Annotated in this window: 12 protein-coding genes; 7 read left to right on the plus strand and 5 right to left on the minus strand. The window is 69.2% G+C overall.

Annotated elements, in window-relative coordinates; translation table 11 throughout:
* The first annotated feature begins 131 nt into the window (after window positions 1-131).
* From YWM_RS0110090 to YWM_RS0110105, 4 genes are all read left to right on the plus strand, one after another.
* Entirely contained in the window at window positions 132-1,130 is a 999-nt protein-coding gene (locus YWM_RS0110090) for an LLM class flavin-dependent oxidoreductase (protein WP_043660474.1), read from the plus strand.
* A gap of 102 nt (window positions 1,131-1,232) precedes the next feature.
* Complete coding sequence (locus YWM_RS0110095) at window positions 1,233-2,039, plus strand: ABC transporter ATP-binding protein (RefSeq protein WP_245565994.1); 807 nt, start codon at window positions 1,233-1,235, stop codon at window positions 2,037-2,039.
* Window positions 2,040-2,041: 2 nt separating this feature from the next.
* Window positions 2,042-3,031 carry an ABC transporter substrate-binding protein gene (locus YWM_RS0110100; RefSeq protein WP_342664943.1) on the plus strand — a complete coding sequence of 330 codons (990 nt, stop codon included), beginning with the start codon at window positions 2,042-2,044 and terminating at the stop codon, window positions 3,029-3,031.
* Entirely contained in the window at window positions 3,028-5,130 is a 2,103-nt protein-coding gene (locus YWM_RS0110105) for an iron ABC transporter permease (RefSeq protein ID WP_028850625.1), read from the plus strand. Before YWM_RS0110100 ends, YWM_RS0110105 begins: the two co-directional genes overlap by 4 nt.
* Here the strand turns inward: YWM_RS0110105 and YWM_RS0110110 are convergent, their stop codons facing one another.
* Window positions 5,131-5,553, minus strand: coding sequence for a PPOX class F420-dependent oxidoreductase (locus tag YWM_RS0110110; RefSeq protein WP_028850626.1), 423 nt, complete (start codon window positions 5,551-5,553; stop codon window positions 5,131-5,133).
* Window positions 5,554-5,624: 71 nt separating this feature from the next.
* On the opposite strand from YWM_RS0110110, the gene YWM_RS0110115 reads away from it, so the two are divergent.
* Both YWM_RS0110115 and YWM_RS0110120 read left to right on the plus strand, forming a co-directional pair.
* A complete protein-coding gene (locus tag YWM_RS0110115; protein ID WP_028850627.1) occupies window positions 5,625-6,230 on the plus strand; it encodes a TetR/AcrR family transcriptional regulator in 606 nt (201 codons plus the stop codon).
* Window positions 6,214-7,839 carry an acyl-CoA dehydrogenase family protein gene (locus YWM_RS0110120; protein WP_028850628.1) on the plus strand — a complete coding sequence of 542 codons (1,626 nt, stop codon included), beginning with the start codon at window positions 6,214-6,216 and terminating at the stop codon, window positions 7,837-7,839. The genes YWM_RS0110115 and YWM_RS0110120 overlap by 17 nt, the downstream gene beginning before the upstream one ends.
* Window positions 7,840-7,936: 97 nt before the next feature.
* On the opposite strand, the gene YWM_RS0110125 is transcribed toward YWM_RS0110120, so the two are convergent.
* From YWM_RS0110125 to YWM_RS0110135, 3 genes are all read right to left on the minus strand, one after another.
* Window positions 7,937-9,301 carry a GH1 family beta-glucosidase gene (locus YWM_RS0110125; protein ID WP_028850629.1) on the minus strand — a complete coding sequence of 455 codons (1,365 nt, stop codon included), beginning with the start codon at window positions 9,299-9,301 and terminating at the stop codon, window positions 7,937-7,939.
* 13 nt (window positions 9,302-9,314) lie between these two features.
* Window positions 9,315-10,544: an MFS transporter gene (locus tag YWM_RS0110130; protein ID WP_028850630.1), complete on the minus strand. Its 1,230-nt coding sequence runs from the start codon at window positions 10,542-10,544 to the stop codon at window positions 9,315-9,317.
* 245 nt (window positions 10,545-10,789) lie between these two features.
* Window positions 10,790-11,263 carry a YbaK/EbsC family protein gene (locus tag YWM_RS0110135; RefSeq protein ID WP_028850631.1) on the minus strand — a complete coding sequence of 158 codons (474 nt, stop codon included), beginning with the start codon at window positions 11,261-11,263 and terminating at the stop codon, window positions 10,790-10,792.
* 135 nt (window positions 11,264-11,398) lie between these two features.
* Between YWM_RS0110135 and YWM_RS0110140 the strand changes: the two genes are divergently transcribed.
* Window positions 11,399-11,845 carry a lamin tail domain-containing protein gene (locus YWM_RS0110140; RefSeq protein WP_028850632.1) on the plus strand — a complete coding sequence of 149 codons (447 nt, stop codon included), beginning with the start codon at window positions 11,399-11,401 and terminating at the stop codon, window positions 11,843-11,845.
* On the opposite strand, the gene YWM_RS23010 is transcribed toward YWM_RS0110140, so the two are convergent.
* Window positions 11,830-12,546 carry a CDP-alcohol phosphatidyltransferase family protein gene (locus tag YWM_RS23010; protein ID WP_052344747.1) on the minus strand — a complete coding sequence of 239 codons (717 nt, stop codon included), beginning with the start codon at window positions 12,544-12,546 and terminating at the stop codon, window positions 11,830-11,832. The genes YWM_RS0110140 and YWM_RS23010 overlap by 16 nt on opposite strands.
* Window positions 12,547-12,580 lie beyond the last annotated feature (34 nt).

Consider the following 12,580-nt stretch of genomic DNA (forward strand, 5'->3'; position numbering starts at 1 on the left):
TGACAAAGCTGCGGACGCGCGCCGTGGGATGTGCGACCTGTGACGCAAACCGGACTCGAACTACGGAATACCGGCGGAATCCGGATGGTTGCAGTGGGAAGAACTTGATCTCCAGCGCAAGGACCACAGGCATGCTTTCCGTTCCGTTGTCCGTGCTCGACCTGGCAATCGTGGACCGTGGACAGACGGTCGGCGCGAGCCTGCAGGGCAGTGTCCGCCTCGCTCAGCTCGCCGAACAGGCCGGGTATCGCAGGGTCTGGTATGCCGAGCACCACAACTTCTCGTCGATCGCCTCCTCGGCCACCGCGGTACTCATCGCGCACGTCGCGGCCAACACCTCGCGGATCCGGCTGGGTGCGGGCGGCGTGATGCTGCCCAACCACGCGCCGTTGGTGATCGCCGAACAGTTCGGGACGCTGGCGAGCCTGCACCCGGACCGGATCGACCTCGGACTGGGCCGCGCCCCGGGTACCGACCCGGTGACCGTGCGAGCGCTGCGTCGCGACCCGAACGCGGCCGACACGTTCCCGCAGGACGTGCTGGAGCTGCAGGGGTACCTGTCGGACGAGTCCCGCGTCCCTGGTGTGCAGGCGATCCCGGGCCGGGGCACGAACGTGCCGTTGTACATCCTCGGCTCGTCGTTGTTCGGTGCGCAGCTGGCCGCCAAGCTCGGTCTGCCGTACGCGTTCGCGTCGCACTTCGCCCCGGCGGCCCTGCAGCAGGCCGTCGCCGTGTACCGAGAGCGATTCGAACCGTCCGAGCAGCTCGGCGAACCGTACGTGATCGCGGCGGTGAACGTGATCGCCGCGGACACCGAGGAAGAGGCCCAGGAGCAGCTGCACGTGGCGCGTCGCACGCGGGTCCGAGTGCTCTTCGGTCGCCGTGACCGCAAGATCACCGACGACGAAGCGGACGAGATTCTGCGCGGGCCGCACGCGGCGCACGTGGACGAGATGATGACCTATACCGCGGCAGGCACTCCTGACCACGTGGCCGAGTACCTGGAGAAGTTCGTCGAGCATGCCGGCGCCGACGAACTGATCGTGGCGTTCCAGAGCCCGACGGTGGACGCCAGACTGCGCTCGGCCGAGCTGGTCGCCGACGCCGTGCGGCTGAGTGCCCAGGCGTAACCGAGCCGTATTCCCCGCCGGCGGGGAGTGTGACGCGCATCGCCGCATTCGTCCGGATCGGCCCGTTGGCATCGGACTGAGGTTAGGTTAGCCTCACTTATCGTGAATGTGCTCAGCGGTCACGCGCTCGACGTCGGCTATCACGGCACCACCGTCGTTCACCAGGCATCGCTGAAGCTGTCCGCGGGCCGCGTGACGGCGCTGGTCGGACCGAACGGCAGCGGCAAATCCACCTTGCTGCGCGCGTTGGCCCGGCTGCACAACCCGTCGTCGGGGGACGTGCTGTTGGAGGACGGTGAGTCCGCGTTCGCTCTGGCGCCGAAGGAGTTCGCGCGCCGGGTCACGCTGCTCGCGCAAAGCCGGCCGACGCCCACCGGCGTCACCGTGCGCGACGTGGTCAACTACGGGCGCTATCCGTACCGAAGCCGGTTCAGCGGCGACGATCCGGACGGCATGCGTGCGGTCGAGCACGCGCTGGCGGTCACCGGCACCACCGCCATGGCGCACCGCCCGGTCGACGAACTGTCCGGTGGTGAGCTGCAGCGGGTCTGGCTGGCCACGTGTCTCGCCCAGGACACCGGGGTGCTGCTGCTGGACGAGCCGACCACGTTCCTGGATCTGCGCTACCAGATCGAGATTCTGGATCTGATGCGCGACTTGGCCGATGAGCACAACGTCGCCGTCGGTGTGGTGCTGCACGACTTGAACCAGGCCGCCCAGGTGGCCGACGAGGTCGTGCTGCTGCAGCGCGGTCGAATTCGCGCGTTCGGCACGCCGGACGAGGTGCTGACCAGCGAGCACCTGACCGAGACCTACGGCATTCGCATCGACGTCACCGCCGATCACGAGACCGGTCAGCTCACCGCTGTCCCGGTCGGTAAGCACACCCATCGAGTAGTCAGGACATGAAGATGAGGAGCAGGATCGCCGCGTTCGCGGCGTCTGTGATGCTGCTTGCGCTCGGCGCCTGCGGCACGACCGAGAACCCGCAGCAGGCCGCCGACGACGAGGCGGCAGGCTCGTCCGGCCCGATCACGGTGACCGACAGCCGCGGCAAGAAGGTCGAGCTGAAGGCCCCGGCCAAGAAGGTCGTCGCGCTCGAGTGGGGCGAGGCCGAGATGCTGGCCAGCCTCGGTGTCATGCCGGTCGGCGTTGCCGACACCAAGGGCTATTCCACCTGGGTGACCGCGGAGAAGCTGGACAGTGACGTCAAGGACGTGGGCACCCGCGCCGAGCCGAGCGAGGACTCGATCCTCGGTCTGACGCCCGACCTGGTCGTGATGGAGGAGGGGCGGGACACCAACCTCAGCAAGCGGCTGGAGGACAAGGGCCTGCCGGTGCTGGTCACCAAGGGTGCGGACGCCAAGAACGGTGAGCTGGACCGGATGCGCAGCGACCTGATGATGATCGCCAAGGCGACCGGCACCGAGGACAAGGCGGAGCAGCTGTTGAGCGATCTCGACGCCTCGCTCGCCGAAGCGAAGAAGAAGCTGGCCGACGCGGGCAAGGACGGCACGCCGTTCGTCATGGCGGACGGCTACAAGGAAGGCAACGTCATCTCCATCCGGCCGTTCGGCGAGGGCGCGCTGGTGTCGCAGGTGGCGCAGGAGATCGGGCTGAAGAACGCCTGGAAGGGCAAGGTCGACGAGCAGTGGGGCCTCGGCGCCACCGACGTCGAAGGCCTGACCACGATCAAGGACGACGACGTCCAGTTCTTCTACAACGCCTCCGACGGCACCGACGTGTTCGCCGACGGCCTGAGCAAGAACCCGATCTGGAAGTCGCTGGCGTTCGTCAAGGCGGGCAACGTGCACAAGCTGACCGACGGCATCTGGACGTTCGGTGGACCGAAGTCCTGCGCCCAGTACGCCGACGAGCTGGTGCGGATCCTGACGTCTTGAGCCAGACCCTCACGGCACCGCCGACCGAGCAGACGCCACCACCGCTACGACCCATCTCGGTGGCCGCGGCCTTCACCGTGGCCGGCGTGGCGGTGGTGGTGCTCGCCGCGGTGCACCTGACGCAGGGCACGTCCGGAGTCGGCGCGCTCGATCTGCTGAAGCTGCTCGTCGGGCAGTCCGACGAACATGTACTCAACGTGCTCAGCGGTTCGCGGCTGCCGCGCATGCTGGCCGGTCTGCTGGTCGGCGTCGCGCTCGGCTGCGCCGGTGCCGCGCTGCAGTCGGTGGCCCGCAACGCGCTGGCCTCACCGGACACCCTCGCCGTCAACGCGGGCGCGCACCTGGCCGTCGTGCTGTCCGCCGCGCTGGGATTCTCCCTGACCTCCGGCAGCTCGCTGCTGAGCGGCCTGGCCGCGCTCGGCTCGGCGTTCGTCGGTGGGTTGCTGGCCGCCGGCCTGGTGCTGTTGCTGTCCTCCGGCGGCACGTCGCCGACGCGGATCATCCTGGCCGGGTCGGCGATCACCATGGCCTTGCAGTCGCTGACCTACCTCTTCCTGCTGCTCTACGAGGAGGAGACCCACGGCCTGTTCGCGTGGGGCATGGGCTCGCTGGTGCAGGCCGACGTCACCCCGGTCGCGCAGCTGACGCCCGTCGTCCTGCTGTGCATCGGCGGCTGCATGCTGCTCGGGCACCGCATGGACATCCTGGCGCTGGGCGAGGACACCGCCGCGGTGCTCGGCGTCCGGGTGCGGCAGACCCGGTTGATCGCCGCGATGTTGGCCGTGATGCTGGCCGCGGCCGCGGTCAGCCTCGCCGGCCCGATCGCGTTCATCGGGTTGGTCGCGCCGGCCGTCGTCCGGCTGGCGGGCGCGCGCATCCCCGGGTTGATGCGACACCGGGTGCTGTTCCCGCTGTCCGCCATGACCGGCGTGATCATCATGCTGCTGTCGGACATCGCGGTGCGCGCCGTGCTCGGCGGTCAGGCAGGCGTCGAAGTCCCGGCAGGCGTGGTGACGACCATCCTGGGGGCCGGTGTCCTGATCGCCCTCGCGCGCCGTTATCGCGACGCGGGGCCCACGCGCCGACCGCCGACCCCGCACTCGGCCGCGGTGCGCTCCCGCCGCTTCGTGCTGGCGGTCGTGGCCGTTCTTGCCGCGCTGCTGATCGGCGCGCTGCTGCTCGGGATGCTGCTCGGTGATCGGTGGGTGCTCACCGGCGACATCGTCAACTGGATCACCGGCGACAGCAGCACCGGCATGGCCGCGATGCTCGAAGGGCGCTGGCCGCGGGTGGGTGCGGCCCTGCTGGCCGGGCTCGCGCTGGCCATCGCTGGGTCGGCCGTGCAGGCGGTGTGCCGCAACCCGCTGGCCGAGCCGGGAATTCTCGGGGTGACGGCCGGTGCAGGCGTCGGCGCCGTCACGCTGATCACGGTCCTGCCGACGGCCGGGACGCTGACGATGACCGTGATCGCGTCCGGCTCGGCGCTGCTGGCCTTCGGCACGGTCTACCTGCTGGCCTATCGCGGCGGGCTCAACTCCGACCGGCTGGTGCTGATCGGTGTCGGCATGTGGATGGGCTGCAACGCGATCAGCACGTTCATCATCGTCGCGTTCGACCCGTGGAACACGGTCAAGGCGCTGACCTGGCTGTCCGGCTCGACCTACGGCCGGACGCCGGAACAACTGCTGCCGGTGGGCATCGCGCTGGTCGTGCTCACGCCCTTGATCGTGATCGCGCGCCGGGAGCTGGACCTGCTGGCGCTGGACGACGACACCCCGCGGGTGCTCGGGATGCGGCTGGAACGTGCCCGGCTGCTCGCTCTGCTCGCCGCCGCGTTGCTCACCGCGACCGCGGTGGCCGCTGTCGGCGTGGTCGGGTTCGTCGGACTGGTCGCTCCGCACATCGCGCGCGCACTGGTGGGCAGCAAGCACATCCGGGTCATCCCGGTGGCCGCGCTGATCGGTGCGCTGATCATCTCGCTGGCCGACACCGTGGGCCGCACGGTGATCGCTCCCGCGCAGATCCCGGCCGGGTTGCTCGCCGCGCTGATCGGAACGCCGTATTTCGTCCACCTGTTGTGGCGGACCCGGTCGCGGTGATCAGGCCACCCAGCCGTAGGTGTGGTTGACGGCGATGCGGAGCACCAGGCGGCGCTCGTCGACCATCGCCTGCCGGAACTCGTCCCAGTCCGGATGCTCGCCGGCCAGTTCGCGGTAGATCGCCACCAGTTCCTCGACCGTCGTGTCGTGCGGGTCGCCGGCCACCGGGCTCAGTTCCGCCTTGCCCTCGAGCACCACGTAGCCGCGCATCGACGGCGGGGTGACCAGCAGGCTCGCCCGCGGATCTCGCCGCAGGTTGCGCGTCTTGGCGCGGGTGTCCGTGACGGAGGCTCTGGCCAGCCGGCGGTCGTGGTCGTAGACGTACCCGATGATCGACATCTGCGGCGTGCCGTCACGTTTGAGCGTGGTCAGCACGCCGTGCCGTGTCTTGTCCACCAGCTCTCGTTGCGCAGGTTCCAGCATGCCCGGAGCAACCTCGCCCGAGGCGAGAAGATTCCCTTGGTGAAGAAGTGAATCCGTGGTTCACTTCTTGTATGGCGTATCGCCGGACCCCGGCCGTACAGGCCCGACTGGATGCACAGCGCGCCGCGATCGTGCAGGCGGCGCACGATGTGCTGGCCGAGCACGGCTACCGGGGTTGCACGATGGCGGCCGTGGCGGCCCGCGCCGGTATCGCCACCGGGACCATCTATCGCCATTTCCCGAGCAAGTCGGCGCTGGCGGTCGAGCTGTTCCGAACGGTGGTGGACCGGGAGGTGGCTGCGGTTGCGGAGGCCAGCGCCTCCGGTGAGGTGCTCGAGCGCGTCGTTGCCGTCACCGAGACGTTCGCCAGACGCGCGCTGAAGGCGCCCCGGCTCGCCTTCGCGTTGCTGGCCGAGCCGGTCGACCCGGCGGTCGACGAGGAGCGGCTGGTGTATAGGCGCGCATTCCGCGACATCTTCGCTCAGCGCATCGCCGAAGGTGTTTCCGCGGGCGTTCTGCCGCCACAAGATCCCCAGCTGACGGCCGCCGCCCTGGTCGGCGCGGTGGCCGAGGCGCTGCTCGGGCCGCTGTCCAACGGGGACCACCCGGACATCGTGCCCGCCATGGCCACGTTCACCCTGCGAGCATTAGGAGTGCAGCATGCCACCCACCCATGAGGTCACCAATCAGGTTCCGCCACTGGTCGGACACGACGTCGCGGAGTACCCGGCGCTGCTGGAGGCGGTGCGAGCCGGGGGAGCGGAGTGGGCAGAGCCGGAGCTGCACGAGATCGGCCGCCTCGCGGGCAGCGAGCAGGCGCAGGAATGGGGCAGGCTTGCCGAGCAGAACCCGCCGGTGCTGCGCACCCATGACCGCTACGGCCATCGCATCGACGAGGTCGAGTTCCACCCGTATTGGCACGAGCTGATGCGGGTAGCGGTCGAGAACGGCATGCACGCCGCGCCGTGGCTGGAGAATCGGGCAGGCGCGCATGTGGCGCGGGCGGCGAAGATGTTCGCCTGGACGCTGGCCGATCCCGGGCACATCTGCCCGATCTCGATGACCTACGCCGCGGTCCCCGCGCTGCGTGAGGAGCCCGCGCTCGCGGAGAAGTTCGAGCCGCTGCTCGCTGCCCGCGTGTACGACTACGGCCTGCGGGAACCGTCCACCAAGCGCGGCCTGATCGCGGGTATGTCGATGACGGAGAAGCAGGGCGGCTCCGATGTGCGTGCCAACACCACCCGCGCGACGCCGAACGGTGATCACTACCTGCTGGTCGGGCACAAGTGGTTCACCTCGGCGCCGATGTCCGACATGTTCCTGACGTTGGCGCAAGCGCCCGGCGGGCTGTCGTGCTTCCTGGTGCCGCGGGTGTTGCCGGACGGTACGCGGAACCCGATCCGGCTGCAGCGGCTGAAGGACAAGCTGGGCAACCGGTCGAACGCCTCGTCCGAGATCGAGTACGACGACGCGGTCGGCTGGCTGGTCGGAGAAGAGGGCCGCGGCATCCAGACGATCATCCAGATGGTCAACATGACCCGGCTGGACTGCACGATCGGCTCGGCTGCCGGAATGTACGCCGGTTTGCTGCAGGCGGTGCACCACGCGCGGCACCGGCGTGCGTTCGGTGCGCTGCTGTCCGAGCAGCCGCTGATGGTCAACGTGCTCGCCGACCTGGCCATCGAGGCGGAGGCGGCGACGACCGTTGCGATGCGGTTGGCGGCCGCGGTCGACCGGGCGGCGGCGGGAGACGAGCACGAGGCCCAGCTGCGCCGCATGGCGTTGGCGGTGTCGAAGTACTGGGTGTGCAAGCGGGCGCCTGCCCACGCCGCGGAGGCGTTGGAGTGCCTGGGCGGCAACGGCTACGTCGAGGAATCCGGTATGCCACGGCTGTTCCGCGAGTCGCCGCTGATGTCGATCTGGGAAGGTTCCGGCAACGTCGCCGCCCTCGACGCGCTGCGCGCGATGGCGAAGCAGCCCGAGTCGGTGCAGGCGTACTTCGACGAGGTCGACAAGGCCGCCGGGGTGGACCCGCGGCTGGACGAGGCCATCGCGGTGGTGCGCAAGGAGCTGTCGGACACCGAGAACCTGCAGTTCCGCACGCGTCGGGTCGTGGAGCTGATGGCGATGGTGTTGCAGGGCGCGCTGCTGCACCGGCACGGCAACCCGGCGGTGGCCGATGCGTTCTGCGCCACGCGGCTGAGCCGTGACTGGGGCATCGCCTTCGGCACACTGCCCTCCGGGGTGGACACCGCGGCCATCCTGGACCGGGTGGTCACCGGCTGACGGAGCACCTCGCCCTGCGTGGGGTGATCTCGAGGCCGCGGCTCGCCTTGCGCTTGCGGGCGTCCAGCCGTGGCCGTCCCCGCGCCCGATCGGCCGGTCAGCTGCTGGCGCGGTGCTGCCGGATGAAGTCGCGGTACCAGAAGTACGAGTCCTTCGGCGTGCGGCGCTGGGTGGCGTAGTCGACGTGCACCAGGCCGAAGCGCTCGGTGTACCCCTCGGCCCACTCGAAGTTGTCGGTGATCGACCAGATGAAGTAGCCGCGCACGTCCACGCCTTCGGAGATCGCCTTGTCGACCGCGTCGATGTGCGCACGGTGGTAGTCGGCTCGACGCTGGTCGTGCACTCGACCGTCGGAGTCGACCACGTCGTGGAAGGAGCAGCCGCTTTCGGTGATGTAGATCGGCGGCAGCTGTCGGCCGTATCTGGACCGGAACGTGGTGAGGATCTGCCGCAAGCCGTCCGGGACGATCGACCAGCCGAAGTCCGTTGTGGGGTAGCCGGTCAGCTCACGCGGCGCGAACGGCAGGCCGGGTGGCAGCTGGGCGCCTTCCAGGGCCGACGACTCCTCGCCGTCCGGGTTGGCGGCTCCGACCAGCGTCGGCTGGTAGTAGTTGATCCCGAAGAAATCCACTGGTTCGGTGATGACCCGCAGGTCGTCCTCGACCGGCCCGGGCATGGCGGCGGCCAGCAGCGGGTCGGGGTACTCGCCGCGCAGGACCGGGTCGGCGAACAGCCAGTTGACCAAGGTGTCGTAGTTCTCCGCGGCCTCGATGTCGGCCGGATCCTGGCTCGCCGGCCAGGTGGGGGCGTGGTTGGAGGCGATCCCGATGCCGCGGGCACCTTCCGCCCGCAGGGCCCGCACCGCTAGGCCGTGCGCCAGCAGAAGGTGGTGGGCGACGGGCAGTGCGCCGAAGCCGAGCTCCAGGCCCGGCGCGTGCTTGCCCACCGCGTGGCCGAACATCGTCACGACGACGGGCTCGTTCAGCGGCATCCACAGATGCACGCGGTCAGCGAGGCGTTTCGCCACCAGCGTCGCGTAGTCCGCCAACCGCGACGCGGTGTCTCGCGACTGCCAGCCGCCCGCGTCCTGGAGTTCCTGCGGCAGGTCCCAGTGATAGAGCGTCACGACCGGCTTGATCCCCGCGGCCAACAACTCGTCGACCAGCCGGTCGTAGAAGTCCAGACCAGCGACGTTCACCGCCCCCGATCCTGTCGGCTGTACCCGCGGCCAGGAGATGGAGAACCGGTAGGCATCCACCCCGAGTTCGCGCATCAACGCCACGTCCTCGCGGTAGCGGTGGTAGTGATCCGCCGCCACGTCGGCATTCTCGCCGTTGCGAATGCGCCCCGGTTCGGCGCAGAAGGTGTCCCAGATCGAGCGGCCACGGCCGTCGGCGTGCACGGCACCCTCCACCTGGAACGCTGCGCTGGACACACCCCAGAGGAACTCACGCGGGATCATCGACTGCCTTTCCTCATGCCACGGACTTGATCCTGCCGACCAGTACGGCGCCGAGCACCGCGACCAGACCGGACGCGGCGAACAACGTCGGGTAGCCGCCGAGTTGGGTCACCAACGGTGCCGCGAGTGCGGGCGCCACGACTTGCGGCAGGGCGTTGGAGATGTTGAGCACGCCGAGGTCCTTGCCACGATCGGCGGCTGCGGGGAGCACCTGGGTGATCAACGCGAAGTCGACCGAGGTGTAGACACCGAACCCGATGCCGATCACCGCCGCAGCGACGATCGCGACGGGGTAGGAGGACACGCCCGCGAGCAGGAAACCCGCGGCGGCCATGATCAGCCCGGACGCGGTGACGAAAACCTTGCGGCGCGCCAGCCGGTCGGACCACACCCCGGAGATCACCACGGCTGCCATCACGCCGAGGACGTTCACCACGGTCAACACCAGCAGGGCACTTTCGGCGTCGGCGATCCCCAGTTCGTCGCGCAGGTAGTACAGCAGGTACGCCAGCAGCAGACCGTTGGACAGGTTGAGCAGAAACCGCGTCAACCACGCCCATCCGAAGTCCGGACAGCGGCGCGGGCTGACCCAGAAGCCGCGCAGAAAGCCGCGCAGGTCCCACGGCGAGCGCCGGCCGGGTGGCAGGGGCGGATCGCGTCGCTGCACCAAAAACGGCACAAGACTGACCAGCAGCACCACCGCACATGCCAGGTAGCCCGCGGCGCCGGGCAGCACGCCGGCCAGCCCGGTGGCGATCACGACACCCAGCATTTGCGCCAGCCCCAGATAGCCCGCGGCTGCTCCGCGTTGGCGGTGCGGCACCTGGTCGGGCACGACCGCGGTGAGCGCAGCCCATGGCGCGTTGAGCGCGGTCTGCACCAGGCACCAACCGATGATCAGTTCGGTGACGGTGTCCGCGGTCGACAGCAGGACCAGGCTGGCCGCGCCCGCGATCCCGCCGAGGGCGATCCACGGCAGCCGCCTGCCGTAGCGCGAGACCGTCCGATCCGACAGCGCACCCCAGAGTGGGTTGAACACCACCGAGAACAGGGCTCCGACGCCGAACACCCAGGCCAGCACGGTCTCCTTGGACTCGGCGGCGATCGCCTCGGCCTGGTTGGGCAGCAGCACCTGGATCGGCCCGTAGAAGCCGACCATGACGCCGATCCACGCCGTGTTGTAGCGCAACGTCCACGGCCAGCGGACGTTGTCCGTGGGTTCGACCAACGGCACGGTGCTCATGGCGACCATCCAAACGTGAAGATGACTCACCTTCGCCTGTGGGGCAGCGTGCCGTCAAGGTCTACGTCGGATGGTTCGGCCGCAGGGCTGCACGACATGGTTCGGTGCGGACACTGTGCCGAGGGCACAGCCAAGACGCCGCCCGAAAGAGCTCGGTCACGTCCCTGGGCGAATCAGGGCCCCGATCACCGCCGCCGAGCCGCGGTGTCCCCGCAGTCAGGGACTCGGCCCGGGGCGCAGAACGATCAGTCGCCGACGTCGGCTGCCGTGCCGCCGGTGATGCGCAGCAGTTCGTCGAAGGTGGTCGGGAAGACGGTGTTGGGGTGGCCCGCCGCCGCCCACACCGTTTCGTAGCGGCGCAACCACGTGTCGACGAGCGTGCGCAGCGGTGCGGGGTGGCCGATCGGCGCCACACCGCCGATGACCTGCCCGGTGGCTTGCCGCACGAACTCCGGCTTCCCGCGGCGCAGTTTCTCGACCTCGAAGAGCTTGGCGCACCGCTCGGTGTCCACCCGGTGCGCACCGCTGGCCAGGATCAACACCGGCTCGCCGTCGGCGTCGAACAGCAAGCTGTTGGCGATGGCGCCGACCTCGATACCGAGCTGCTCCGCCGCCGCGGCCGCGGTGGGCACGGGCTCGGAGAAGGTGCGCACCTCGGGGGTCACTCCGTGGGCCCGGAGCGCCTCGGTGACCCGGATGACGTTCGGATGGTCCAGCACGTCGGAGACTCTACCGCCGGCCGGTCAACGGATGACCAACCAGGACCGCCGCTGGAAAGTTGACAACGCTCCGTAACTATTCGAGTTCGGTGGGCGACCGGACCAGCGACATCACGACGATCGAAGGAGTGTTGCATGCGGAGAGTTGCAGCCGCGCTGGTGCTGGCGCTGTTGACCGTAGCCGGGACATTGGTGATCACGCCGACCGCGCAGGCGGCGGGCAAGGTGATCATCTACAAGGCGTATTTCGACTCGCCAGGCACCGACCGTGGCTCGAACAGGAGCTTGAACGCCGAGTACATCGTCCTGAAGAACACCTCGAGCCAGACCAAGACGATCACCGGCTATCGGCTGCACGACAAGGCCAACCACCGCTACGTCTTCCCGACGACCAGGCTCAAGCCCGGCAAGGTCATCTATGTCCGCACCGGCAAGGGCACGAACAACTATCAGAACCGCTACTGGGGCCGCAGCTGGTACATCTGGAACAACACCGGCGACAAGGCGTACCTGCGCTCACCGAACAACCGGCTGCTGGACAGTTGCAGTTGGGGCTCGAAGGGTAGCTACAAATACTGCTGATGCCTGCGATACAGCCACCGGATGTCGCGCCCGAACGACCACGTGAGTAGTGCGAGGGACAGTGCGGCACCCGCGACGGCCGGCCATCCGGGAAGCAGCTGAGAAACGACGGCGGCGAGAGTGACGCCCTGCCACGCGGCCACGACCTTGCGTCCGCGGCTGGGTGGCAGGGCTCCGCGCATCCAGGGTGTTACCCACGACGCCGCCAGGAACGCCAGGCGCATGCTGCCGATCACGACGACCCAGACTCCGACCTCGTCGATCGCAGCCACGCTGAGCGCGAGGATGAGCGCGGCGTCGACCTCCATGTCGAATCGGGCGCCCAGGGCGGACTCAGTTCGGGTATGCCGCGCCACCAGTCCGTCGACCGCGTCCAGGACGAGCGCCACCGCAGCCAACGTGGTCAGCAGAACAGCTGGTGGCCGCGCCGAGACCACCAGCTCGTCGGCGACCAAGCCGATCACGCCTCCGGTCAGTACGGCGCGCGTCAGGGTGATGGTCCCGGCCGGGCCGAGTTGGTCGACGTGCGGCTGCAGGAGCGCGTAGCCGAGGGCCGTCCACAGTCCGATCGCGAGCCACCCGGGCAGCGCCAGGCCGACGGTCGACGCGAGCCCCGCGGCCATGCCCAGCTGCGCCACCACGGCAAACGCCAGCGCAAGCGGCGCCAGTCCGCGAGCGCGGAGTCGATCTATGGTGGACAAGGCGGCCCCCGTTCGGCGGTCGTGCTTCGAGCGT

This window comes from Thermocrispum municipale DSM 44069, from assembly GCF_000427825.1.
GTDB classification, from domain to species: Bacteria; Actinomycetota; Actinomycetes; order Mycobacteriales; family Pseudonocardiaceae; genus Thermocrispum; species Thermocrispum municipale.